Genomic DNA, 25,771 nt, shown 5'->3' with positions numbered 1-25,771 from the left:
CGATTATAACCACAAATGCGCAAAGGATAAACACTTGGCTGAAATTGCTCGCAAAATAGCTTTGCTGGATCTGGATGCTTTCTTTGCTTCGGCCGAAGAATTGCGTGATCCCAGCCTGAAAACACGTCCGTTTGCTGTTGGCGGCGGCGGTGAGCGAGGCGTGGTGGCAACTGCGAATTACCTCGCTCGTCAGTACGGCGTAAAAAGTGCCATGCCGGGCAGTCATGCTCGGCGCCTATGCCCACAATTAACTTTTATACGGCCCGATGGCAATTATTACCGGGAACTCTCCAACAAGGTCCTGGATGTTCTGCAGGAACTGACGCCACGCATTGAACCCGCTTCTATCGATGAGTTTTATTTAGACTTAACCCACCTTGAGGGCTTTAAAGGCAGCGCAACCCTGGCTATGAACCATGTTCGCGAGCGGATAAAAACGCTTGGAATAACAGGTTCTGCCGGCATTTCCAATCAGAAAATGGTTGCGAAAATAGCCAGCGAAGAGCGTAAGCCCGACGGCCAATTTGTTGTTCATCCTTCCGAGGTACTGGATTACATTGCTGCCTTAAACCTCAAACAGATCCCCGGTGTAGGCCCGAAAAGCCAGCAGGTACTGACAAATCATGGCCTGACCACAGGTCAAGACATACAACAAATTGAGCTACAACAACTGCAGGCTATTCTTGGGGAAAAGGCCGGGTATGTTTTATTTGAGCGTTGTCATGGTCGTGACCGCCGGGAAGTGGTGACTGAGCGCATTCGAAAAAGCGTGGGCGTTGAGCAAACCTTAACGACAGACATGCGGCTGGAGTCGACGGCACAGGCTTATGTTCAGGACAACTTATTACCTAAGCTGCGGCAACGGATGAAGATATCACATTGGCGGGAACAACCTATTCGCAGTCAAACCCTTAAACTGAAGTTCTCGGACTTTACTCAAACAACGGTCTCGCGCAGTTCTCAGTTTATTTCGCCCAGCTTGTTTTATCAGCTCTTAGATGAAGCCTGGCAGCGCGGTAAAGGGAAAGGTGTGAGGCTGTTGGGGATCAGCGCAACATTGCCTGACCCCAACGAGCAATTACAACTCGAACTTGAGCTGGATTAATCGTCTTTGACGATAACGGTGATTTTTTCTGAAACAACAGCAGGGTTATGCGGCACGTGGTTTTTATCACCTAAAATGAGCTGCAACGTATGTTCACCCGGCTCTAAAGTCACCGTGGTTTCCGTCTGACCGCCACCAAAGTGAATAACATCGCCGCCCATCGGCTTATCCATAGCCGGCAATTCATCTTTATCTATTAGCAAGTGGTGATGCCCGGTATGCTTTACGTCAACACCCGCTGGTGCCACACCCATACCGCTTAAACCAAACTTCACTTTAAAGGTTTTGCCCACGGTCTCACCGTTTTGCGGAGAGATAATGTAAGCCTGGGCTTCTTGTGATGCTTCCGTACGTTCTGCTTCTGCTGCCTGTGCAGTTGCAAGTGCCGGGCCGCCTAACATGGCTAAAGCGCCAATCATCCATGCTTTATTCATAAGTTTCTCCAGTTATTGATATCAATCAATTCAGTTTAAACTGTGTCACCAATTGTTCCAAGCGTTCAAATGCCGTATTCAGTTCACGACACGCCTGCTTGGTATTATTTAGATTGCTGACACTCTGATCGTTCATACTACTGATATCCATAATGTCACGATCCAGTGTTTGGATCACTGAAGTCTGTTGTTCCGTTGCTGAAGCCACCGAATGATTCACATCATCGATATTGACGATAATGCCGTTAATCTCTGACATGTGTTCAGCCGATTCCTCTGCGCTTAGCACACAGGCACTGCTTATTTCCTGACTTTCTTTGATAACTTCAACGACACTGCGCGTACCAGCCCTGACCCGTTCAATCATTGACTCTACTTCGGTAGCCGATGACGATGTCCGCTGCGCCAGGTTACGCACTTCGTCGGCAACGACCGCAAAACCACGACCAGCTTCACCAGCCCTTGCCGCTTCAATTGCCGCGTTAAGTGCCAGCAAGTTGGTTTGCTCGGTAATGCCTTTAATCACTTCAATAATATTTCCAATATTCTGCGTATCTTCATCCAGGGTATGAATGGCCTGGCTGGAGGCATCCATGCGCTCGGACAAGTGCTGAATTTGCTGTCGGTTGTGTTGCAGCGAATCTCTTGCCGATGATGCTTTTGCAGTACCTGAACTGGCCTGCTCAGAGGCTTTTGCAGCATTTTCCGCAATTTCGTGCGCACTGGCGCCAAGCTCATTAATTGCGGTTGCGACAGAGCTGGCTTTACCTGCCTGCTCACTACCAATATCCATAGAGTCATCATTCGCTTTGACCATACTGCGAATGTTACTTTCCACCTGTTCGGCAGCTGCATTTACCTCAAGTAAGGCTTGCTGAATTTTTTCAATAAACTCATTCATGCGTCGTGAAACCAAACCAAACTCGTCATCTGATTCAACCGGCAGCCGTTGAGTTAAATCACCCTCACCACGGGCCATATCAGTAACGGCTTCATTGAGTCTGCGCAAAGGCTTCAGCAGTAAACGCAGTAGCCAGGTGAGTGATACAACAACCGCGACAATACCAATAATCAGATAGATAACAGCGGTCCAGGCGAAGGTCGACACATTGCTGTAGGCCTTATCACGATCAATAACCACACCCAGATACCACTCGACGCCCTGAATGCCCTTTATTTTATGAAAAGAAACCAAGCGCTCCGTGTCATTAATGCGGTATTCAGAAAAGTCCGGGCTCAACGACACCGACTGCCCGGCGTAGTCATTCACGGATTTTTCAATCCAGTCTTCATCCGGGTGAACCAGAATATTACGATTACCACTTACCAGAAAAGCAAAACCGAGACCCATAAAGTCGATGTCGTTTACAATGTTTGAAATTTCATCCAGCATCATGTCTCCGCCGGCAACACCGACCAGCTGGTTATCCCGACGCATAGGAACGACTGCGGTAATAGTCAATTCATTGGTTGTAACGTCGATATACGGCGCGGTATAGGTTGGTTGCCCTTCATCAACCGCTAATTGGTACCAGGGGCGGCTGCGGGCATCGTAATCATCGGGCAAATCAATGCTCGGATCATCCAGCAGGAAGGTCCCGTCAATTAAGCCATAGTAAACATTTTTAAACTTCCCGGCCGCTTTTGACTGTTGCACGCGTTCCAATGAACGGGCAGTGGAATCATCAACGTCATAGGCGTCAGCCGTTGCCTGAACAATGCTCATGCGGTCATTGAACCACTGCGAGATATTGCTTGATACAGAGTCCGATAACGCCTGCATTTGATGCTGCAAGTTACTACGGGTCTGAGTCGACATCTGCAAAAAGTTAGTGAGCGTAAAAACACCCAGCACTAACACCAGTATTAGCGATGCAACAGCCGTCACTTTTTGTGTAAACTTTAATTTTTTCAGCATCTTAAAAGCATCTCTTATTATCGTTCTATTATGAGCATTCTTAGGCGGTCAGTCGCTTTATCGGGCTATCCCACTTGAATGTCCGTTTCCGGGAAGCGGATGTGTCGTTTCCTTGGCGTTGCCAGAAAATAAGCCAATGTTAATGGCCCGACACGTCCGGCAAACATCAGGAACACCAACACCAATTGGCTTGCCGCCGTTACTTCTGCGGTAATTCCCCTGGACAATCCAACAGTTGCCGAAGCCGATAAAACTTCAAAGGTTATATCTATAAACGGCAGCGGATTCAAAATCATTAGGATAAATATACCCAGAAACATCAAAGTTAAGGTAACCAAGGTGACTGCAAGTGCTTTCATCACCAGTTCCTGGGGCACGGTACGGTTCAATAAAGTGACATGTTCACGGCGACGAAGAAAAGCATAAGTAGCGACCAGCAAAACAATAAAAGTCCCTAACTTTATGCCACCTGCAGTACTCATTGAACCGCCACCAATAAGCATTAACAACATGGTATACACGGCACTGGCGTCTGTCATTGCTCCGGTATCAACCGTATTGAAACCTGCCGAACGAGGGGTGGTTGCCTGAAACCAGGCAGCCATAGCCTGGTCCCCGAAACTTAAGTTAGCGAATGTTGCCGGGTTATTCATTTCCAGCAGCCAAATAATAGCTACCGACAATACATTAATAATTAAGGTCGCCCATAAAATGGCCCGGGTATACACCGAAAATTTATACCAACGGCGTTTTTCGTAGATATTGGTAATAACTGAAAAGCCCAAACCACCAATAACAAACAAAATGCTGATAATAAGGTTCACCGGTACACTACTGGCATAATCCACAATACCGTTAGGAGACAAAACAAACCCGGCGCTGTTAAAGGCAGAAATAGCGTAAAAAATGCTTTCAGCAAAGGCATCAATAAAGCCCTTTTCCTGCCACCAGGTGAGCGTCAGGCCTATTATTGCAATGGCTTCAACGATCAACGCCAAAGAGACAACTGCTTTTGCCGTGCGCCCAATACTGGCGAGACTGGTTTGCTGCATGGCCTCTTTTGCCAGCACCTGATGTTGCATACCGACGTGCCCGCCGATTGAAATGGCGGCCAAAACCGCAAAGGTCATGAAGCCTAAGCCACCCGCCTGGATAAGCAAAGCCAGAATCCCCATTCCAAATGGGGTGTAAGTCGCCCCGGTGTCCACAACAACCAGTCCGGTTACGGTCACAGCTGAAGTAGCCGTGAATAAACTTTCTAACCAGGTTATCGGTTGTTCGGTCGCAAAAGGCAACTTCAACAATAAGGTGCCCAATAGAATTAAGCAGGCAAAGCCCCCCGACAGAATAACCGGCGGGCTGGCACTAAAAGCTTTTCGTCTTTTACGTCCAGGGCGACGGTATAGCCAGGCTATTGAAGGGACCCACTGCTTCATGAATCCTCTTTTAACTTAGGAGCCACAGACTTCAATGCCTTTAAACTACCGGCCATAACCAAGGTTTCGTTCCCTTCCAGAGTTACAGATAATGAAGGGGTTACCGTTACATCATCCCGTCTCTTCAATAATAAAACATGAAAAAACTCACTATCATCGGGCATGATATCTTTCAGAGTTTTGCCTTTGAGGTAGTCGCCAATGCCAATTTCGACACAGAACCAATTATGTCCAAGCGACATATATTCATTGACCATTGGGTAGTTCAAAGACTGAGCCACCCGTATTCCCATTTCCTCTTCCGGATGGATAATACGGTTTACGCCCAACTTCGACAGAATTTGATGATGCGATTTTGACGTTGCTTTTGCCCAAATCTGTTTTACACCAATACTTTTCAGGTGCAAAACACATAACAAACTGGCTTGTAAATCTTCTCCAATAGCCACCAAGACCACTTCGCAGTTGGTTAAGTCCAGTTCCTCTAACGCTTTTTCATCAGTCACATCAGCAATGGCGGAGTGCGTTAGCACGTCGGCCATTGCCTCTACAGCTTTCTCATCCGAGTCGACACCAATAACACGATGTCCCATATCCAGCAGTTCCTTCGAGGTTCGGGCACCAAAGCGCCCTAAACCAATGACGCCAAATTCTGCCATGTCAGACTCCTATTGTGCTTTTGCCGGCGCCAGGAACAGCGCATTCATCAGCAAAGTGTTTAAACCGTCCATGTAAGCGCGGTAAGTGGGTTCCTGAGTAAAGCTGATAACCATACCATTACCCGTTGGCTGCCACATCAATAGCGGTTTGTAAGGCAGTTGCTGTGCAATGTCATCCCACAAAAAGCCGCTAGCCAGCATATCGTCCGCACCAGCGAACCAGGCAATATTTCTACCCTGGTTGATATCAATCGGCGTAAACACATCGTTGCCGTTATAAATACTGATAACCTGTGGCTTTACACCGGCACTTAACCAGTGGTCGGTATCCACTTCAGCATTTAGCAACGCACCGGGCACCCAGTCCGGATCAGCGCCGTGCGGCTTTATTTCCGTTAAGAACTGCTCGCGGCTTTCAATGACTTTACCGTCCACTTTAGCTTCGTCTTCCGGCTTAGTAACGCCTTCTTCGGGGACTTTGCGCTCAAGTTTAGTGTTTAACACGCCGGCTTCAACGGCCCAGGCAGAGGCGCTGCCTAAGGTTAATAAAACACCACCGTCTGACACCCACTGCTTAATTTTTTCAACCGCTTTGTCATTTAAGACGTCTGCGTAGCGCCCCTCCGGCAGGATCAGAACATCAAGACCGTCCAAATCAGAACGAAGCAACTGCATAGTACGAATAGCTGTTACCGGATAGCCCATCTGACGCTCAATAACAAATCGTGTATGGCCCGCATTATAGGCACTGACGGGTTCGTCCCAGGCAATAGCAATGTTTGGCGCTTCCAGCTTACTCACATTATGTGAACCGAAGTTCGGACCGGCGGTCATCCAGCTTGAATCGACGCCTTCAACGGTTGCGCCCGAGGCTTTAGCCAGTTCCTGCAGTTTTGCCTGTAAGCCACCCTGGTTGTCTGCGCGGGTTAAAATGAGCGAACCACTTGGAAAGTCGCCGGCGCTTTCATGAGTAAAGGCTAATTCGCTTTGGCGAACTTCCAGGCCTTCCCGCAAGGCGGCAGTAAGGAAGCGACCCGCATTCATGTCACCCCAACGAACCAAAAAGGCCACCTTGGCGTCCGGGTTAATGACCTTACCGGGTTCAATGCGCCCTTCTTCAACCGAGGCCGTGGCAACATCCGGCAGGTCATCACACTGATGACTGTCAACGTTAAACATTAATGGCAGTGACCAGCCGGTTACATCATAAATTTGGTCCGGCAGGTTGTTGTTTCGGCGTTGTTCCTGCTCCGCCAAAAAGTCATCCGCCATGTCCACTTGCTTATCCATTAAGGTACGTATCATGCGGTGTGCAGGTTGTGCCATATCAATGATGTAAGCGCCGGCTTCATAATCGGATCCGCACACATCAAAGGCTTCCTCCGCCTGGTTCACATCAGCACCCTGCTCAACCAACAAGGACGCCAGCTTGCGCGCAGCAGCCGGATCATCTTTAGCGGGCAGAATAATAGAGCGGACATCGCCGTCTTCACCGGCTTCAACCGCAGACTTACGGTATTCCCAGAACTTCTGCAACAAGGCTTCTCGACGCTCGGAAACCGTCTGAATTGTCGAAATAGACGCTATAAAATGCTGTTGAACACCATCGGCGTAGGTCAGCACGTCGCCGTCTTCGCGCTCAAACAAATGTCCACGCGCCGAAGCCATTTCATAAGTCATAGCAACTGAGCCCTGATAAAGCGGCCAACTGGCGCCATACCCCGGGTAAAAGGCATCAAAAATTTCACGGGTAAAGTAATCAAAGCCTTTTTCATCAAACCACTGACCATTATTCTTACCAATCCAGTTCAGCGTTTCCCGCTGCGCTTCGGTTATCAGTGGGTTATAAGGCCGCGCCTCGGGGGTGAAATAGTATGTGGAATCACCGCTCATTTCGTGCAGGTCAACAAACACCAGCGGATAATATTTTAGTAAGGCGTCAATTTGTCCGCTTATTTCAGGCTGCGTCAACGCAATCCAGTCGCGGTTCATATCAAACAGGTAATGGTTAGTGCGCCCGTTCGGCCAGGGTTCGTTATGCTCTGCACTGCGACGATCGCCTGAGTGCTCAAGCCCAACACTCATGTAGTAACGATCCACAAAACGAGCCCGACCATCGGGGTTTTGCAATGGGTCAATAAACACCATGGTGTTGTCCAGCCACTGCTGAGTCTGCTCACGCTGGTCATGCAGTAAATGATAAGCCGTCATCATAGCCGCTTCGGGCGAGGAGATTTCATTGCCGTGAACGCCATAGGACAGCCAGATGCTACCGGGCAATTGGTCAATTAACTGCTCGGCGTCATCGCTGTCGGTTTTACGCGGGTCAGCCAAGGACTGCATTCCCTGCATGAAGCCGTCAAAGTCGGCCATGTTCCTTTCACTGGAAATAACCGCATAATAAAGCGTGCGTCCTTCCCAGCTTTTGCCGTACTCCAGCAGTTTCACCTGTTTCGGATAGGCCTGCTTCAGTGCTTCAAAGTATCGGCTCATATCCGCCGGGCTGGTAATTTTGGTACCCATGGGGTAACCCAGAACCTGCTCGACGGTCACTTCGGAGTCGCTGTAACTGGCTTCAGGGAGTAAGGAGCTTTCGCCGGACAACTGCTGTGCATGGGTGGGTATCACGAACCACGAGGCGGCTACCAGCGCCGCTAATTTGAGACTGCGCATCTTCATTCCTGTTGTTTTACACACTGCCGAAACAATGCTTTGGGTTTATTTTTATGTCTCCCTAATGTAAAAGCTTGAACAAGGGAAGTGAAGCTCAATTTAGGCGCTATGAATAAAAAGACTCAAATAATCACACTAATGGTGGCTTTAACTACCACAATAATTCTGGCCGGCTGTGAAGTGACACCGAATAACGTCAGGCGAGTAGTTACTTCTGGCATCCTCAGCGGAAATGACCCCACAGCGGTTGTTGAATCGTTAGCTCGTGAGCGTCTCAATAGCTACCGCAGTAACCCCCGTCAGCTTATTAGCGATATTGAAGATCTGCGCAAAGCACTGCGCGACCTTCGTACCGTTGCCGAAGCCATTTGGGGTGAAGAAAAAGACACGGTTCCCAGCGAGAAAAAGTACGTTAAATACAGCGATAACTTTCATGCCAAAGCCGTGGTTGATTTTGAGCAAGGCCTGCTGACCGTAGCCACTTTACATGACAGCGGCGATCCCGCCGAAACCCGGCAAAAATTGCAGGCGGCAATTGTACGCACGCTGCTGACACCCGCCGATCTCACCGCCGTTGATATATTTACCGATAAAGAGCCAGAAGGTTCAGGAAAGCCCTTTTTGCGAGGCCAGGTTGTTGACCAGGACAATGTCGTGGTCGAATACCAGTGGCGAGCCAACCGTTTTGCCAAGTATTTAGTTAACAACGAGCTTCGCACTCGCCGTGCCAAAGACAACGACGTTTATGAAGTACAAATTGCGCTGGTGGACGACCATAAAGCGCTACGCAAACATCAATATTCCGATTACGTGATTGCCGCCGCGAAGCGCTACGACATTGAACCTGAGCTTATTTACGCCATTATTGAAACCGAAAGCAGCTTCAACCCTTATGCGGTAAGCCATGCCAATGCTTATGGCTTAATGCAGGTGGTGGCAGCTACCGCCGGGCGAGATGTCTTTGAGCGGGTACGCGAAGTTCCCGGCCAGCCAACCTCTGAGCAGTTATTTGACCCCGCCCAGAACATTGATATAGGCAGTGCCTACTTATACATTCTCAATACCCAGTATTTAAAAGGCGTGCAAAACCCAAGCAGCCGTGAGTACGCTATAGTATCCGCATATAACGGCGGTGCGGGTAATGTACTGAAAACCTTTTCATCCAACCGCAACCGGGCCATTCAAATAATGAACCGAAGTCAGCCCGGTGTCATTTACCGGGACTTAACTTCAAAACATCCTTTGGCTGAAAGCCGCCGGTACCTGGAAAAGGTGATGTACTTTAAGCAAAATTACTGACAAGACCCACAGCAAAAATCTTTACCGTGTACCGGTGCTGCCGCTTTCTTCTCGACAAAAAGTACGTTGTTTTCCAGGTAAATATGCTCGCGTAAGTCGTCCTGCAACTCTTTCAGGCCGTTATAAAGCGCAGTCCAGGTGCCACAGGCGCCTTCAGGCAAAGTCAGGTTGTTGGTCAGTTCATTAATTTTATTGATTTCGTCTTCGTGCTGCACGTGTTCTTCTTCCATGACTGAAATTGGGCCGCTTGGATAGACTCCACGCGACAACATTGGGAACAGGATTTGTTCTTCTTTCATCATGTGGCTTTCCAGCTCCTGCAACATATTGTCTAAGTGCTCAGCCAGACCATTAGGCGCTTCGGCATGATCACCGTGAACCTCTTCCACGCGCATAGCTAACTGCTTTAGTTCTGGCAGCTGGTCACGATGACACTGGTGAAAGCGCAAATAGATGTGCTCGATTAATTCCTGAGGGCTCGCGTCCTGCCATTTCTGTTCAGCAGCTTGTAAACGTTCATTTAAAGTATTCATGGGGTAACTCCTGTTTGCTAAATTAAAATTTTCAGCCGTTACTTAACGGTCTAAACTTTCGCTATGGCTGTTGATTGCAACAAACAGGCCAGCTTCTACCCCATTGTGATTATTGACTCTCCGGGGTGCCAAGGTACTATCAACCCAACCAATAAGGGTCTTTTTAACCTAAGCAGTCAATTTAACCATGTTACAAGAAAGTCTATTAGCAGACCTGCTGACCGAGCAGCCTGCCGCCGTTCGTTTACAAAATTTGGTCAATACCTTACGCCGTCATTTCAACTGTGGGGCGGTGGTGTTACTGAAACTGGATAACGAGGTACTTCAGCCCGTCGCTATTCAGGGCCTGGTGCGCGAAGCTCTGGGTCGTCGCTTCGTGGTTGCGCAACACCCACGGCTGGCGGCACTGCTGGCTTCCCGCAGCCCGGTAAGGTTTGAGCATGACTCATCGTTACCAGACCCTTACGACGGTTTATTAGCCGAGCAGCCGGGTAATGCACTGCCCGTACACGACTGCATGGGAATCAGCTTGTACCTGGAAAACAAATGCTGGGGGGTGCTGACATTAGATGCCCTGCAGCCAGGCACCTTTACCGATGATTCCATACTCGAGCTGCAAAAGTTCAGTTTATTCGTTGAAACAGCGGTGCGTATTGGCCAGCTTGAGCAAAACGTCAGAGCCTTGCGTCAGGGGCAACAACGCGCCATGCCGCAAGCCGGAGCGACAGAAACCAACGACTCTGAAATTATTGGTCAGAGCAAAGCCATTGAAGGTGTTCTGAAAGAGCTTAGAGTTGTCGCCGGTGCTGACTTACCGGTACTGCTTTTAGGGGAAACCGGCGTCGGTAAAGAGCTCTTCGCACGCGAACTTCACTTATTGTCGCAGCGCAGCGATATGCCGCTTATTTATGTTAACTGTGCTGCGCTGCCAGAATCCTTAGCTGAAAGTGAGCTCTTTGGTCATGTTAAAGGCGCTTTCTCCGGCGCCACCAGCGACCGTTCTGGACGCTTTGAGGCCGCTCATGGAGGTACCTTATTTCTGGATGAAGTGGGCGAGTTGCCACTGTCGATACAGGCCAAACTGCTGCGTGTTTTGCAAAATGGTGAAATTCAGCGGCTGGGCTCGGACAAATATCGCAAGGTGGACGTGCGCCTGATAGCAGCCACCAACCGTAACCTGCGCCAGCAAGTCAGTAATGAAACTTTCCGCGCGGATCTATACCACCGTTTGTCGGTTTACCCTTTACCCATACCGCCTTTGCGTGAGCGCGATGACGATGTGTCGATTCTGGCCGGTCACTTTCTTGAGTTAAACCGCGCACGCCTGGGGCTTCGTGCTTTGCGGCTGTCACCGGAAGCCGAACTGGCCATACAGCAGTATCAGTGGCCGGGGAATGTGCGCGAACTGGAGCACGTAATAAGTCGCGCAGCCATTAAGCTGCTGAGCCATGGTGTTGAGAAAACCGATATTGCGACCATTGAGCCGGAAATGTTGGATCTCGACGTTCAGTTACCCATGTCGACCGCTCTGGATTCGGATAAAAACAGCGGCGGAGCCGAGTTGCCAGTGCATAGCGTTTCCATGAAGGAGGCGGTTAGCTACACCCAAAGAAAAATGATTGAAGCGGCTTTGAGTCGGCATAACAACAGCTGGAGTCAAGCTGCTAAAGACCTGCAACTGGACGCCAGTAACCTGCACAAAATGGCAGGCCGGTTGGGAATGAAGTCATGACCCGGGAGTTGTTGATTCGGTTGCTCTGGCGCGCTCTGGCTCTATTTTTTGTGCTACTGGGGCTGATTGGTATTGCCCTGCCGGTAATGCCGACTGTTCCGTTTCTTATTGCCGCGCTCTGGGCTGCCAGCAAGGGTTGGCCTCGTTTGGAGGCCTGGCTGATTAACCACCCAAAATACGGTCCGGATATTAGAGCCTGGCGCGATAATCGCGTCATAAAACGCCGTTCCAAAGTCATAGCCCTGATTATGATGGCAACAGGTTATTTGGTGTTATGGTTATTGGTTCCACAGGTTCCCGTGTGGTTAAAAGGGCTGGTGGGTGTGGTCTTACTCACCGTGGGTTACTGGCTGGCCACTCGCCCTGAATTTGTACCTGAAAATAATGGAAACTCGTTATGAGTAAAACCCTTTCTCATCAGCAGATGCTGAAGTACAACCGGCACATTGCCCTACCGGCTATGGACTTAGAAGGCCAGGAAAGGTTACTAAACGCCCATCTGGTCATCATTGGCCTGGGCGGATTAGGCTGCGCCGTTGCGCCTTATTTAACCGCCGCTGGCGTTGGAAAGATCACCTTAGTCGATGACGATGTAATTGACCGTCATAACCTGCAACGCCAAATTCTGTTCACCGAAAGCAGCGTAGGGAATAACAAAGCAGAGCAAGCTCGCCAGCACCTGATGCAGCTGAATAGCGAAACTGACATTAGAGTACTGCCGGTACGGGCAGACGACGCTTTGCTGATGAACTTAGCAGAAGATGCCACGCTAATTGTCGATTGCTGCGACAACCTGGCGACACGTAACAGCGTTAATAAAGCGTGCCTCAAAAGTAAAACGCCGTTGGTTTCCGGCTCTGCCATTCGTTTTGAAGGTCAGATTGCCAGCTTTTCTATGCAAAACAGTTCGCCCTGCTACGCCTGTTATAGCCAGTTTTTTGGTGAGCAGCAACTCAGTTGTACAGAAGCCGGTGTTTTGTCTCCTTTGGTGGGGGTGGTAGGTACCATGCAGGCTGTCGAAGCAATAAAAATAGCGGCTGGTATTGGCCAGCCGCTGTATTCATCGGTATTGCTTTTTGATGCGCTGCACAGTGACTGGCAGCGGCTCAATATTCAGAAGCACCCGCAGTGCCCACACTGTGCAGACCTTTAACCCGGGTTACCATCAGCACGCGGCGTAGTCAGTACTTTAAAGTAAACCACAACGTAAATACCGTAAGCCAAAGCCCAGGCTAAAGTGCTGAACATGAGCCACTGGCTGGTTAACTCTGGCGCCAGCCACATTAGAAAGACGCGGGTCAGTGCCGCAATTAGCACCAATAAGAATGCGCCGGTCATAATCAGTTTGGGCTGCAATGGACGACCACTGTGCCCCAGGGATACCCGCGCTATCATGCTCAAGATCATATTACCCATAGCACCGGCGGTCAGTGCGTGCATAGCCAGGCTCTGAGTCAGCTCAAAACCGGCATAGCGCAGTGCAAATAGCGCCAACCCAACCGGAATAAACCAGTAGGCCAAATGCAGCGACCACAATAACGGCACCCGCCAGGTCATCCAGATTTTCCAGCGCGCTACCCGTATCGCTGTAGCAACAGCTGAAACGGTAAATAAGAAGACCATCACCTGACTGGGTAAAATGGTGTGCAGATTCAAAAAGTGAACCGCAAAAATAAGCCACAAGCTGCCCAGCGCAATGCGATCAAGCCAGACAATCGGCTGTACTTTCGGTGTCATGGTGCCGTTGGCGGTAAACATGGGCAGTACCCGGCCGCCAATAATTGCCATAAGCAAGGTCACCAGGAACACCGCATTGTAGGCACCAAGAATTTGAATATGGTACTGACCAAAGTGCAAGCCATAATGCATAAGCAAATTACAAACAGTCAGCAACAACAGAATGGGGACAAAAAACAGATTTCGGGTCTGATTCACCTTGATCACCATGCGCCCGAACAAAAATGCAGCAACAGGTAAAAGGCTGACATCGACAGCCGCAACCAGCCACCAGGGCAACTCACTCCCAAACAAAAGACCCAGCCGCGCTGCTGCCCATAATACCGTCAGAATAAGCAAGGTATTGCCGTGAGGTGCCCTAAGCCCCGTCCAGTTCTGCACCGCGGTTAACAAGAAACCAAGCACAATAGCGATAACAAAGCCGAACATCATTTCATGGGAGTGCCAGAACATGATGTTGCCATACACGGGCAAATCGACCTTTCCACCAAGTGCCAGCCCCCACAACAGCATAGCGATGGCGCTAAACCCTGCTCCCAGCAGGAACAGCGGTCGAAATGCCTGGCGCAGAATTGGAATTAACTGCTCTTCTTTTTGTTTGTCTGTGATCTGCATCATTGTCACCGCTTAATTTTTAAAGGTACATTTGTAATATATCTTTTATTTATCGGAAAATCGACTGCTTACTCGCGAAAATAAGTTAGTACCCCTTAGTTGATTTCGTTTCTTTATGGCAAGTAAAAATTACCCATTAAGGGGTAGCCTCCTCGCTTTTAACAGGCTTTCCCAAGACACTTGAAACTACCCTTAAAGTAGCATTACCAGAACCTACCGCTTCGTCCTAGTCTTTTGATACTAAAGCATTTTATTGCAGTTAACAGTAAAGTTTAGCCATCTGACTTAATGGATCTAACTGGAGGTCTTTCATGAACCAATCCCTGTCAGTCACAGGTGGTCAACGCAATAGGGCGCTCGCGATTTCAACGCTGGCGTTCACGCTTTGTTTTGCGGTCTGGACCATTTTTTCAATCATCGGCATTCAGATAAAGGCCGACTTCAACTTAACTGACACTCAGTTGGGCTTACTAATGGCGACCCCCGTACTAACGGGATCTATCAGTCGTATGTTCCTGGGGATATGGACCGACCGCTACGGTGGCCGAAAGGTCTTCAGTATCCTAATGCTACTGACCGCAGCCTGTGTTTACTTACTCACTTTTGCTAACAGCTATATTATGCTGTTAGTTGCAGCGCTAGGTGTTGGCCTGGCCGGTGGCTCATTCATTGTTGGTGTAACTTATACGGCGGCCTGGTTTAACGACGTAAAAGAAAAGCAAGGCACCGCACTAGGGATTTTCGGAGCCGGTAATGTTGGCTCGGCGGTAACTAACTTTGGTGCTCCGTTTCTGCTAATAGCCCTTGGTTGGCAGGGTACTGCGCAAATTTATGCAACGGTACTAGCGATTGCCGGTGTTGTTTTCCTTTTCCTCGCAAAAGACGATCCGCTAAAAGAAACTCGTCAGGAACTTCAGCAAAAAGGTTTTTGGGAGCAGCTGTCGCCCCTTGGTGATCTTCGTGTCTGGCGCTTCTCGCTTTACTACTTCTTTGTTTTTGGTGCTTTTGTCGCGTTAGCCTTATGGTTGCCGCACTACCTTATTGGTGTTTACGAGCTGGATATAAAAACGGCCGGTATGATAGCGGCACTTTACACTATCCCTGCTTCGTTGTTTCGTATTCTGGGCGGTTGGATGTCTGACAAATACGGGGCTCGTCGAGTCATGTACTGGACATTCATTGCATCGGTAATTTGTACTTTCTTACTGAGTTATCCCAGCACCGAATACGCGGTTAAAGGGGTAAACCAGACTTATAACTTCCACTTCGAAATCACTTTACTTGGCTTTGTTTTCCTTACTTTTGCACTCGGCTTCTTTATGTCGCTGGGTAAAGCCGCTGTATTCAAGCATATTCCGGTTTATTACCCGAAAAGCGTTGGTGCTGTTGGTGGTGTGGTCGGTATGATTGGTGGTTTAGGTGGCTTCCTGCTGCCATTAACCTTCGGCATGCTGAACGATGTGATTGGTGTATGGCAGAGCAGCTTTATGCTGTTATTCGTTATTGCAGCAGCCGCACTGGCGTGGATGCATTTTGCTATTCTTCGCGCAGAGCGTGTTGAGTATCGCGAAGACCGCGAAGAACGCGACCTGCCCGAGTTGTCCACTCCGAACTCTATGGTGCTGGATGACTGGCGTCCGGAAGATAAAACCTTCTGGGAAGAAAAAGGCAAACGCATTGCCACCCGTAACCTGTGGATTTCCATACCGAACCTGTTCTTGGCGTTCGCAGTCTGGACTATCTGGAGTATTCTGGTAGTCAAAATGCCGGCTCTCGGCTTCCCTTACAGCCAAAACGAACTGTTCTGGTTAGCGGCCTTACCTGCCTTGTCGGGTGCGACCTTACGGATCTTCTATAGCTTCATGGTGCCGATATTTGGTGGCCGTCGCTGGACAGCAATATCCACAGCGTCCTTACTACTGCCGTGTATTTGGATTGGCTTTGCCGTTCAAAATACCGATACGCCATACATGATCATGCTGATTCTTGCATTGTTGTGCGGCTTTGGTGGCGGTAACTTCTCGTCCAGTATGTCCAACATCAGCTTTTTCTATCCACAGAAGGAAAAAGGCGGTGCCTTGGGCATGAATGCTGGTCTGGGTAACCTGGGTGTGTCGGGTATGCAGTTACTGGCGCCGCTGGTTATTGCCGCCAGTGTGTTTGGTGGTATGGGAGGTGACCCACTGGTGATCCAGGAAGGTGCGAATGCGGGTCAGGAGGTCTGGCTGCAAAACGCTGCGTTCTTGTGGGTTCCGTTAATTGTTATTGGCTCTGTCGCAGCCTGGTTTGGTATGAACGACATTTCCTCAGCGAAAGCTTCGTTCAGTGATCAAGCCGTTATCTTCAAACGCAGTCATAATTGGATCATGTGTATCCTTTATTTGGGAACGTTCGGAAGCTTTATCGGCTTCGCGGCTGGCTTCCCTCTGCTGTCGGGTATGCTGTTCCCTGAAGTTGACCCAACCGCTTACGCTTTCCTTGGTCCGTTAGTCGGTGCTTTGGCTCGTCCCGTCGGTGGTATTGTCGCTGACAAGCTAGGCGGTGCAAGGGTAACCTTCTGGAACTTCCTGCTGATGATTGCCGGCGTAGCGGGTGTCATGTACTTCCTGCCAATAGCGGGTACTGAAGGCAACTTCTGGGGCTTCTTCGCTGCCTTTATGGTGCTGTTTATTGCAACGGGTATTGGCAACGGCTCCACTTTCCGTATGGTTCCGGTCATTTTCCTGAACCAGCGCAAACGCGAACTGGGCGATACCGACGAAGCCATTAAGCAGGGCAATAAAGAATCGGCTGCGGTTATTGGTTTTATCTCGGCATTCGCAGCCTACGGCGGCTTCTTTATCCCGAAAGCTTATGGTTCATCCATTAGTCTGACAGGAAGCGTATCCGCTGCCTTAGTGAGCTTTATTGTCTTCTACGCTATATGCAGCGTGATAACCTGGTGGTTCTACTCTCGTAAAAACGCACCAGACCCCTGCTAAACTGTCTGGGCTCAGGTATGCAAACTATGAGTCTAATGAGTAAAGCAAAAGAGCTGTCACCAGCCTACTTTGGGCTGGTGATGGCAACAGGAATCATCGCCATTGCTGCCCACCAGCAGCAATGGCCTTCAGCCTTCTTTTACATTGCACTGCTGGCTTGGGGAATAACTTTTACGGGGTTGTGCCGAAGCCTGTTGCGGCTCCAGCAGCAGAAGTAACTACTTACTTTTGGGACGAAAGGGCTTAATGACCGATTCATCACACTCAAGGTAAGGCCCATCCATAAGATCAATGCAATACGGCACTGCCGGAAATACAGCATCCAGACATTGCCGAATGGCCTTAGGTTTACCCGGTAAGTTAATAATCAATGACGAGCCTCTTAGCCCTGCTGTTTGCCGCGACAAAATGGCGGTAGGAACGTACTTTAAAGACTCCTGTCGCATTAATTCACCGAAACCCGGCATCATCCGGTCGCAAACGGCCTCTGTCGCTTCAGGTGTGACATCGCGTTTGGCCGGGCCGGTTCCTCCGGTAGTTACGACCAGACAGCACCCTTCTTTATCCACTAAGTCTTTAATGGTGGACTCAATAAGCGGCTGCTCATCGGCTATAACCCGGTACTCCGCCTGCCATTCAGAGGTTAGGTAGTCTTTTAGTGTATCTTTTATCGCCTGCCCGGAAATGTCTTCATACACTCCGGCACTGGCCCTGTCACTAACGGTTAGTACACCAATTCGAGCTATTTTCTCTGACATAGTTATCCTTTTCGCTATAAATGCTTTGTTCCGTTACGCCGTTGCCAAACCCGCAAGCTGTAACCAATAGCCGTTACTTTCTTTACTATTTAGTTTTACGGGTTGCTCACCATCGACATTGTTACGGAAACGCCCTAGCCAGTCAAAAGTCCCTTCCGGCTGCGGGCTTATGCGTACAATATCAACCAGATCTTTCATACTGGGTAATTGATTTATAAGATTATAGCGGGTACCCGATTGCGTCTGAATGCCATTAAGCACAAACACCTGCTGCCCTTCCTGGCTTTTAACTTCGCGGCCTTCCGGATACTTTATGCAACACAGTTCGCACTGATCCTTCGGGCGGTTTTCTGACCGCGCAGTAAAGCAGCGTCCAGACCAGGCCAGTGGCATATGACCGAAAGAAAACACCTCCACCTCAAAACAGTCTCTCACCGTATTAATCAGGTTTTGCTGTAAAATATCCTGCAGCCAGTCACGCGAGAGTTCAAAAGGCGCAACCCAACGCGTCATGCCCATATCAATTAAGCGGCGCAGGCTCTGATGATTATAAATATTAATAGCCGGCCCGGCGGTAAAGTTAAGCCCCTGTTCCTGCAATATACCAATGGCGCTGACATCATTAGCTTCAACATCAAATTCACCATTGTCACAATACTTACCCAGCTCTCTTAATTCAGCAGGTGCCTCTAGTAAGGTCATGGTCGACAGCGTCACTTTCTTACCCGCTTCTCTTAGCATGTGCGCTATTGTCAGGTAGTCATCCAGCTTCAACTCACGCCGCTTGCTACAGACAGTTTCACCAAGATACACATGTTCAACATCCGACTCGGCAGCCTGCTGGTAAAAATCAAAGACCTGTTGTTTTGGCCAAAAGTACAGGTTAGGTCCTAAAGAAAACTTCATGTTGGTTACTTCCATTTCCGGTGGTACGCGCCGAGCGTCGTTTGACTGCCCTCAGAAAGCGAGGACAGAACTGAGTTCCAGTTATCTGCCACTTCAAAGTTGTCGGGGTCGGCCATAACCGTGTCTATAGCCTGACGCCACACTCTGGTAATTTGTGATACATAAGCCGGACTGCGCTGTCGCCCTTCAATTTTTAAGGAGGCAATGCCTTCTTTATAAAGTTGCGGCAACAGGCTCAAGGTGTTCAGGCTGGTAGGCTCTTCCAGCACGTTGTAAATTTCGTCATCGACCGAAAAGCGTCCCTTACACAAAGTGGGGTAACCGGCTTTTTCGTTTTCATCAAAACGATCAATGAGCACACCGTTAAGCCGAGATTCCAGCTTGTTGTCCTGTTCGTCCCACTCCACAAAAGCGGCGGGCGAGCAGGCTCCTGCGGTATTAGGTGATTCACCGGTCAGGTAAGAACTTAAGTAGCAGCGCCCTTCCGCCATAATGCAGAGACTACCGAAGGCAAACACCTCCAGCTCAACGTCGGTTGTGCGCGCCAGCGCCCGTACCTGCTGCATAGACAGAACCCGGGGTAAAACGACCCTGGAAACACCAAACTGCTGGTAAAATCGAATGGCACCTGCGTTGGTTGCAGAAGCCTGCACCGATAAGTGCCGCTCAACTCTCGGGTACCTTTCCGCCGCATAAGCCAAAACCGCTAAGTCAGCAATAATCAGCACATCGGCACCGGCCAGTACGGCATCATCGACCGCTTGCCGCCATTTTTCCCAACTGTTGGCATGGGCAAAGGTGTTAATAGCAACATGCAGTTTACGGCCATGCTTATGCACGTAGTCCGCTGCTTCCGATAACTTCATCTGGTTTAAATTCAAACCTGCAAAATGACGCGCATTGGTTTCATCTTTTAGCCCCACATAAACCGCATCGGCACCATTTTCTATAGCCGCTTTTAATGCAGGGATACTTCCGGCTGGACATAACAATTCCATCTGAAACCTCTATTTAACTATTTTGTAGCGCCTTATTTGTTTATTTATTATAGTGCCCAAGTCTTTTATTTTGTTGTTATCTATGGAGCAAAAAATGAATACCACCAATTGGGTATCTTCTATACCTAAAATAATTCAGCCAATAAATAAATTAATACCAGAGCGCATTATTAACTTTGGATCTGAACAATTATTAAACCGCTTATTTAAAGAAGAAATAATATCGGGTTATCTTGACTTTATTTCTGAAAGAGTTATTGAGATAAAAGTAAAAGATATTGATTTATCACTCTTTTTAACCTTAAAAGAGAACCAGCTAAAGACCCTCAATAGCCCCGCCAAGGCTGACGTTCAGCTCTCAGCAGATGGTGACACCCTGCTTTTATTGATTTATGGCAAGGTTGATCCTGACACTTTATTTTTTAACCGAAAGTTAATGGTAAAAGGCAATACCGAATTAGGGTTACATTTAAAAAACTTCTTAGACACTATTGAGGTAAATCAAAAGCTTCCCAAGGCCTTATTTTTAATAGGCGACCGCTTTAGCGGTTTTATTTATAAAGAAAAAGGTGAAACAATACAGATAAGTTAATTAAATAAGTTTTGACCGAGGTCAAGAGGTGGTTATGAGTACAGTTACCTGGGATAAAGAATTAATCGAAAAATACAACATTAATGGACCTCGTTATACGTCTTATCCCACGGCGTTGATGCTTTCCGAACAATTTTCAGAAAACCGCATTGAAGCCGCACTAAAAAATGCAGGTGACGGACTCTGTTTGTATTTGCACTTACCGTTTTGCCATAAGCTTTGCTACTACTGTGGTTGCAATAAGGTGATCACCCGCCATCAGCACAAGGCCGATAAATATTTGGATTACCTGGCCAAAGAAATGGCGATGTACCAACCCATGGTAAAGGACAAGAAAATCCGCCAAATTCATTTGGGCGGCGGTACTCCAACCTTTTTGACTGAACAGCAGTTGACCCGGTTGATGGACTTGGTTCACGAGAACTTTACTTTTGCCAGTAACCCCGAAGTCAGTATTGAGATTGACCCACGCAGTTGCAGTGATGAAAAACTTCGCCATTTGCGCGAATTAGGCTTCAACCGTGTCAGCTACGGCGTACAAGACTTTGACAAAAAAGTTCAGATTGCTATCAACCGCGTACAGGATGTCGATTTAATTGCTCACCAGCTGAAGCTGAGTAAAGAGCTGGGTTTTGACTCAATCAACTTAGACTTGATTTACGGACTGCCCTACCAACGTCCGGAAACCTTTAGGAAGTCCATTGAGCAAGTAATTGAAATGGACCCTGACCGTATTTCGGTATTCAGCTATGCGCATTTGCCCGAACGCTTTGCCGGGCAGAAGAAAATACCAGAAGAGTCCATTCCACAACCTTCGGTTAAGTTAAGCCTGCTGGAACAAGCCATTACTCAGCTTAGCGAGGCTGGTTATCAGTTTATTGGCATGGACCACTTTGCGAAGAAAGACGACGGTCTGGCAATTGCTCAGCGCGAAGGTCGTTTGCAACGTAACTTCCAGGGCTATACGACCGACGGGCAGGATGCATTACTGGGCCTGGGCGTATCATCCATTAGCCAGGTAAACGGTGTGCTCTGGCAACATGAAAAAGAGCTACCGGCTTACTACAAAATGATAGATAGCGGACAAAAGCCCATTATCAAAGGCATGGCATTAACGGACGAGGATAAAATTCGCGCCGCTCTGATTTCTCAGGTTATCTGCCACTTTGAGCTGGATATTGAGGCCTTTAAAGCCGAGTGGAATATCGATGACTTCTGGGCACATTTCGCCGAAGCCATACCGCTATTGAAGCCATTTATCGAAGACGGCTTAGTTGATGTATCGGATAAAAAGCTGCGTGTCACAGAATTAGGTCGCCTGTGGGTTCGCAGCATCTGCGCATGCTTTGACGAATACCTGGACCACGGCCAGAACCGCTACTCCAAAGTGGTTTAGTAGAAAGAGGTAAACCGGTCTTCATACGCTTGGGGCGATCAGGAAAGGACGTTCACGTGGTTAGAGCTTCCAACTCAGAGAGTGAGTAGCGCCAAGGATGGCGCCACTCAAGCCCCCAGGGGTGGGTTTACGGCGTCTCTCTGAGAACAGAAGCCCTGCCCTGAGAGAGCTCTTCCCTTCCCACTAACTAAATATGAAACGTTGTTTCGTTAAGCCACAGGTGCAGTAATATGCTGGCTATGTAACCTAGTGCTATGACCGGGGTCCATTTCAGGTGGGAGGCAAAGGTGTAGTAGCCTCTGGCCTGCCCCATTAGAGCGACACCGGCTGCTGACCCAATGGAGAGTAAGCTACCACCGGTACCTGCGGTTAGGGTAATGAGCAACCACTGACCATGTGACATATCGGGTTCCATCGACAGTACAGCAAACATGACCGGAATGTTGTCAATGACCGCCGAAACGACACCCAGAATGGTATTCGCCATTGTCGCACTCATACCGCCGTAAAGCGTTTCAGAAAGCAGGCTCAGATACCCCATAAAGCCAAGACCGCCAACGCATAAAACGATTCCGTAGAAGAACAACAGGGTGTCCCACTCCGCTCGCGAAACCCGGCTGAAAACATCAAAGGGCACCACACCACCTAATTGTTCCAGGCGCTTTTGGTCGCCTACGCGCTCTGCCATCGCTCGTTTACGAGCTAGAGAGCCTGGTAGTGTCATACGTAAGAAGTAACCGAAGAACTGTAGATAACCTAAGCCCATCATCATGCCCAGCACAGGCGGCAGGTGCAGTACAATATGACAAGTTACCGCTGTAGCTACCGTCAGTAAGAATAAGGCGGTAATTCGCAGCGCACCACGTTTTAGTTCCACCTCGGTGTGCAGTGTTGTAGGCTTTTTATTTTCAATGAAAAAGCTCATCACAATTGCCGGTACTAAATAGTTAGCAACCGATGGCAAGAACAAACGAAGAAACTCAGTAAAAGTGACCTGTCCTGCCTGCCATACCATTAACGTGGTGATATCACCAAAGGGGCTGAAGGCACCACCCGCGTTGGCCGCAACCACAATACTGACACAACATAAGGCGACAAATTTCTTATCGTCCTGGGCAACTTTCATGACCACGGCACACATCAATAAGGCAGTCGTTAAGTTATCCGCCACCGGAGAAATAAAGAAGGCCAGTAAGCCGGTTATCCAAAACAGCTGCTTATAACTAAAGCCTTTTTTCAGTAACCAGGCTCGCAGTGCATCGAACAAACGGCGCTCTTCCATGGCGTTTATATAGGTCATGGCCACCAACAGGAAAAGCATCAATTCCGCAAACTCAAGCAGGTTATGGCGAAATGCGGATTCGGCCATAGCGGCCTGATCACCGGTATACACCCAGCCAATTAAAATCCAGATGAGGCCGGCGGCAACCAATACCGGTTTTGACTTACGCATATGGAGCTTTTCTTCGCCCATCACCAAAATGTAGGCGAGAACAAAGATGATAATGGCGGTGTAGCCAACAGTAGACTGGGTTAAATCAAAAGGAGAGATGGCGGGCTCTGCCGCCAGTGCCGATACCGAAAAAAACAGGGTAATAACGGTAATCAGAAATTTTGTCATGGCCACATAGGGCGCAGCGTACCTCTACAGTAACTGCACCAACTCTCCTTGTCGGTTAATGGTTAAAAAATGTTTGATCATGCCGGCCTGAATTTGTTGCACCATCATTTCCAGTGGCTGGCTGGCTTCGTCGCTTGAAATGGGATGACCGCCGCGGCCGTCCATTGCGCTGATAAACGCAATATCCCAGTCAATGTCGGTGCGTTTAGACTCTTCAACCAACGCAGAAAAGTCTTCGACTTCTTCGGGCAGTTTATCGACACAAAGTACCGGCTCTAATGTGCCGCCTTCCTGTGTTTCGAATTGCTGCTTCTGACTGTCTGTCGGTTGCTCGGGGAGTTGCGCTTTTGCCAACACAAACAGCAAACGCTGAGGTTCGTGTTGTTGTTTTGCTGCTTTTATAAAGTCTTGATAACTATTGATTTCCATGGCTTCACCTGAATTTCCGGAAGTGCGCGCGGAGAATACCATAAAAGCGCAATTTTAAGGCATGAAAAAAGAGGGAGGCGGGCTCCCTCTTTATGGGTAGTTTTCAAATTTTAGCTGGCTTTTCGCAGCCCAATATTGGCTTGCGCTGCGCCAACAGCAACCTCTGACGGCTGTTTACGGTGATAATGACGCAAATGATGCTCTTTGCGTCGACCTGCGCTAAATGCCGATACACGTTTCAGGTAGCCAATAACCCGTGTACCGTAGTCTATGTCTGCAGAGCCACAGCTGGAACATTCGCTTAAGGTGCGTTTATCAATCTGTTCGCAGGCATTACAAATGGTAATTTTGACGTTAATGCAGAAGTAGTTACAGCCGGTTTTTGCAGCAATATTCAGTAACGACAAATACCCTGAGGTATTGAGCTTTTCATCAAGGTTTAAGTGCAGAGCCGAACCGCCGTCCAGGTATTCAATCAACTCTTTTCCATGAAGAACAAGCTTATCCAATGCATTGGCGTCGTCGTCTTCTACCGCATAAAAATAGGAGTTGTAGCAGTCACGGCTCACTTTGTAGCCGTCAGCTCTGTCCCACTTAGCGTTTTTCACACCCAGGTTTTCTGCTGGCACGAACTCGGTATTGAACATATAGCCGTATTCTTTTTTCGCGGCTTTATTAGCGTCGTAAATCACTTTTAAATGGCTTTGCACAAAGTCTTTATAAGCCTGGTTGTTACCTGCGGTAATCCCCTGCGACTCAGCCGCTTCAACCATGCCGTTAATGCCTATAGTCAGGAACTGCTTGTCCAGAGTAATAAAGCCGGCATCATAAACGGTTAACAGACCCGCTTCTTTATATTCTTCCATCAACTTTCTGTAAGCCACCTGATATTTGTGAATTTTGCTGACTTCCTCCTCTAAATCTCTGCCATCCTGAACCAAGCGGTTCATGTTCATGGTGATGACATTAATAGAGCCTGTAGCGACACCACCGGCACCCAGGGTATAAGAAAAGGTATTGTCGCTAATTTCGCTGCGTAGTCGGCAACATGAAGCTAACGAGTCGGCATTGTCGGATAAGTAGACAAAGAAAGAATTACCATTAGCCATTTCTCCGGCGATTTTCTCTGCAAATAACTGATCTTTGCACTGACCGTCGTCGGTTAACATGGCAACCGTCACCACCGGGAAGGTTAGAATCGTTTTTTCGCGTTCCTTATTAAACCAGTCCAGGAAGAAGTCCTGCAGCGCGCTCACCGAACTCCATTCCGGCTTAGTGAAGTCCGCAGGGAAAACAAACTCACCAAACATACTGTCAAAGTAATGCTGGTCGTAAATAGAGATATTCCAGAACACACTTTGGTAGCCGCGAGCCGCCGCTGGCTGATTCAGAGCATACACCACGTGCTGCAAGTGGTTTTCAATTTGGTGGCGATGGGTGTTTAAGTAATCGTCGCCGTAGTCTTTACGGGCAAAGTAGTCGAAGTAGGTTAAGAACTCGACCGTAGCAACCGCTCCGGCAAACTGGGAGCTTACAGCAAAAACAAAGTTAACAAAGGTGCCGCAGAACGACTCTAAATGTTTAGGTGCCTGAGATTCGCCGCCCAGCTTCGTTAAGCCGTCACGTAAAAACGGGTACATAGTGACTGAAACACAGTAAGGCTTCAGGCTGGTTTCGTCATGCACGTAAATTTCATGGTCCTCAATTTGACGAACGTATTCTTTTGCCAGGTCATTACCAAAAAGTTCACTGATTTTATTGCTGACCTGTTTGCGGTTAACCTGCACAAAAAAGTCTTTCATTAACTCGGCTTCAAGTGTTGCTATGTTCTTTTGTGTGACGTTGGCGTTTGCATCCATTTTTGAGCCATCGGCTGCATTTTGAGCATGTAAATACTCGTGGATGAAATCGACTTTGCCAGTGACTTGTTCTTCGTTTAAGCGCAACAT

At 48.6% G+C, this 25,771-nt stretch carries 22 protein-coding genes; 9 read left to right on the top strand and 13 right to left on the bottom strand.

Annotated features, from left to right (window positions below; all coding sequences use genetic code 11):
- The first annotated feature begins 34 nt into the window (after window positions 1-34).
- The gene (dinB, locus tag VBY75_RS06905) at window positions 35-1,105 is read left to right on the top strand and encodes a DNA polymerase IV (protein ID WP_199494493.1); all 1,071 of its coding nucleotides are present in this window, start codon (window positions 35-37) and stop codon (window positions 1,103-1,105) included.
- Here dinB and VBY75_RS06900 read toward each other — a convergent pair.
- The 5 genes from VBY75_RS06900 to VBY75_RS06880 form a co-directional block, all read right to left on the bottom strand.
- Complete coding sequence (locus VBY75_RS06900) at window positions 1,102-1,539, bottom strand: DUF4399 domain-containing protein (protein ID WP_416511717.1); 438 nt, start codon at window positions 1,537-1,539, stop codon at window positions 1,102-1,104. The genes dinB and VBY75_RS06900 overlap by 4 nt on opposite strands.
- Window positions 1,540-1,564: 25 nt before the next feature.
- Window positions 1,565-3,457: a methyl-accepting chemotaxis protein gene (locus VBY75_RS06895; RefSeq protein WP_416511715.1), complete on the bottom strand. Its 1,893-nt coding sequence runs from the start codon at window positions 3,455-3,457 to the stop codon at window positions 1,565-1,567.
- A 65-nt stretch (window positions 3,458-3,522) separates the two neighbouring features.
- Window positions 3,523-4,893: a TrkH family potassium uptake protein gene (locus VBY75_RS06890; protein ID WP_222236271.1), complete on the bottom strand. Its 1,371-nt coding sequence runs from the start codon at window positions 4,891-4,893 to the stop codon at window positions 3,523-3,525.
- The gene (locus VBY75_RS06885; protein ID WP_222236270.1) at window positions 4,890-5,552 is read right to left on the bottom strand and encodes a potassium channel family protein; all 663 of its coding nucleotides are present in this window, start codon (window positions 5,550-5,552) and stop codon (window positions 4,890-4,892) included. The genes VBY75_RS06890 and VBY75_RS06885 overlap by 4 nt, the downstream gene beginning before the upstream one ends.
- 9 nt (window positions 5,553-5,561) lie before the next feature.
- Window positions 5,562-8,225 carry a M14 family zinc carboxypeptidase gene (locus tag VBY75_RS06880; RefSeq protein WP_416511713.1) on the bottom strand — a complete coding sequence of 888 codons (2,664 nt, stop codon included), beginning with the start codon at window positions 8,223-8,225 and terminating at the stop codon, window positions 5,562-5,564.
- Window positions 8,226-8,333: 108 nt separating this feature from the next.
- Between VBY75_RS06880 and VBY75_RS06875 the strand changes: the two genes are divergently transcribed.
- On the top strand, window positions 8,334-9,524 hold the full coding sequence (locus VBY75_RS06875) for a murein transglycosylase domain-containing protein (RefSeq protein ID WP_054488610.1): 1,191 nt from the start codon (window positions 8,334-8,336) through the stop codon (window positions 9,522-9,524).
- Here the strand turns inward: VBY75_RS06875 and VBY75_RS06870 are convergent.
- Window positions 9,518-10,057: a hemerythrin domain-containing protein gene (locus tag VBY75_RS06870; protein ID WP_054488612.1), complete on the bottom strand. Its 540-nt coding sequence runs from the start codon at window positions 10,055-10,057 to the stop codon at window positions 9,518-9,520. The two genes, VBY75_RS06875 and VBY75_RS06870, sit on opposite strands and share 7 nt — an antisense overlap.
- A gap of 187 nt (window positions 10,058-10,244) precedes the next feature.
- Here VBY75_RS06870 and norR point away from each other — a divergent pair, with 187 nt between their 5' ends.
- Genes norR through VBY75_RS06855 form a run of 3 tightly spaced genes read left to right on the top strand, consistent with a single transcriptional unit; the run spans window position 10,245 to window position 12,942 of the window.
- Window positions 10,245-11,789, top strand: coding sequence for a nitric oxide reductase transcriptional regulator NorR (gene norR, locus VBY75_RS06865; protein ID WP_416511710.1), 1,545 nt, complete (start codon window positions 10,245-10,247; stop codon window positions 11,787-11,789).
- Window positions 11,786-12,190, top strand: a complete 405-nt coding sequence (locus VBY75_RS06860; RefSeq protein WP_054488616.1) for a YbaN family protein — start codon at window positions 11,786-11,788, stop codon at window positions 12,188-12,190. The genes norR and VBY75_RS06860 overlap by 4 nt, the downstream gene beginning before the upstream one ends.
- Complete coding sequence (locus VBY75_RS06855; protein WP_054488618.1) at window positions 12,187-12,942, top strand: HesA/MoeB/ThiF family protein; 756 nt, start codon at window positions 12,187-12,189, stop codon at window positions 12,940-12,942. Before VBY75_RS06860 ends, VBY75_RS06855 begins: the two co-directional genes overlap by 4 nt.
- Here VBY75_RS06855 and VBY75_RS06850 read toward each other — a convergent pair.
- Window positions 12,939-14,141 (bottom strand): NnrS family protein, encoded by a 1,203-nt coding sequence (locus tag VBY75_RS06850; protein WP_416512175.1) that lies wholly within the window; start codon window positions 14,139-14,141, stop codon window positions 12,939-12,941. The genes VBY75_RS06855 and VBY75_RS06850 overlap by 4 nt on opposite strands.
- A 311-nt stretch (window positions 14,142-14,452) precedes the next feature.
- On the opposite strand from VBY75_RS06850, the gene VBY75_RS06845 reads away from it, so the two are divergent.
- Together VBY75_RS06845 and VBY75_RS06840 are read left to right on the top strand one after the other, a co-directional pair.
- Window positions 14,453-17,122, top strand: a complete 2,670-nt coding sequence (locus tag VBY75_RS06845; protein WP_416511707.1) for a nitrate/nitrite transporter — start codon at window positions 14,453-14,455, stop codon at window positions 17,120-17,122.
- 26 nt (window positions 17,123-17,148) lie between these two features.
- The gene (locus VBY75_RS06840; protein WP_416511705.1) at window positions 17,149-17,340 is read left to right on the top strand and encodes a hypothetical protein; all 192 of its coding nucleotides are present in this window, start codon (window positions 17,149-17,151) and stop codon (window positions 17,338-17,340) included.
- On the opposite strand, the gene mog is transcribed toward VBY75_RS06840, so the two are convergent.
- From mog to ubiU, 3 genes are read right to left on the bottom strand one after another with little or no spacing between them, the layout of a single operon-like run.
- Entirely contained in the window at window positions 17,341-17,880 is a 540-nt protein-coding gene (mog, locus tag VBY75_RS06835) for a molybdopterin adenylyltransferase (RefSeq protein WP_416511703.1), read from the bottom strand. It abuts the gene before it with no gap.
- Window positions 17,881-17,913: 33 nt separating this feature from the next.
- Window positions 17,914-18,786 carry a U32 family peptidase gene (locus tag VBY75_RS06830; RefSeq protein WP_054489065.1) on the bottom strand — a complete coding sequence of 291 codons (873 nt, stop codon included), beginning with the start codon at window positions 18,784-18,786 and terminating at the stop codon, window positions 17,914-17,916.
- 5 nt (window positions 18,787-18,791) lie between these two features.
- Window positions 18,792-19,784, bottom strand: a complete 993-nt coding sequence (gene ubiU / locus VBY75_RS06825; protein ID WP_054488625.1) for a ubiquinone anaerobic biosynthesis protein UbiU — start codon at window positions 19,782-19,784, stop codon at window positions 18,792-18,794.
- 94 nt (window positions 19,785-19,878) lie between these two features.
- On the opposite strand from ubiU, the gene ubiT reads away from it, so the two are divergent.
- Together ubiT and hemN are read left to right on the top strand one after the other, a co-directional pair.
- Complete coding sequence (gene ubiT / locus VBY75_RS06820) at window positions 19,879-20,376, top strand: ubiquinone anaerobic biosynthesis accessory factor UbiT (RefSeq protein ID WP_416511700.1); 498 nt, start codon at window positions 19,879-19,881, stop codon at window positions 20,374-20,376.
- Between the two features lie 34 nt (window positions 20,377-20,410).
- The gene (gene hemN / locus VBY75_RS06815; protein ID WP_287817998.1) at window positions 20,411-21,772 is read left to right on the top strand and encodes an oxygen-independent coproporphyrinogen III oxidase; all 1,362 of its coding nucleotides are present in this window, start codon (window positions 20,411-20,413) and stop codon (window positions 21,770-21,772) included.
- A gap of 187 nt (window positions 21,773-21,959) precedes the next feature.
- Here the strand turns inward: hemN and nhaD are convergent, their stop codons facing one another.
- The 3 genes from nhaD to nrdD all read right to left on the bottom strand — a co-directional run bounded on the left by nhaD (window position 21,960) and on the right by nrdD (window position 25,771).
- Window positions 21,960-23,393 carry a sodium:proton antiporter NhaD gene (nhaD, locus tag VBY75_RS06810; protein WP_054488631.1) on the bottom strand — a complete coding sequence of 478 codons (1,434 nt, stop codon included), beginning with the start codon at window positions 23,391-23,393 and terminating at the stop codon, window positions 21,960-21,962.
- A 24-nt stretch (window positions 23,394-23,417) separates the two neighbouring features.
- Window positions 23,418-23,822, bottom strand: a complete 405-nt coding sequence (locus VBY75_RS06805; protein ID WP_054488633.1) for a hypothetical protein — start codon at window positions 23,820-23,822, stop codon at window positions 23,418-23,420.
- Between the two features lie 110 nt (window positions 23,823-23,932).
- Window positions 23,933-25,771 carry an anaerobic ribonucleoside-triphosphate reductase gene (gene nrdD, locus VBY75_RS06800; RefSeq protein ID WP_054488636.1) on the bottom strand — a complete coding sequence of 613 codons (1,839 nt, stop codon included), beginning with the start codon at window positions 25,769-25,771 and terminating at the stop codon, window positions 23,933-23,935.

Source organism: Idiomarina sp. HB (assembly GCF_048059115.1).
Taxonomy (GTDB): Bacteria; Pseudomonadota; Gammaproteobacteria; order Enterobacterales; family Alteromonadaceae; genus Idiomarina; species Idiomarina abyssalis.
Note: the sequence above shows the minus strand (reverse complement) of the source record. Positions and strands in the feature narration are given on the sequence as shown.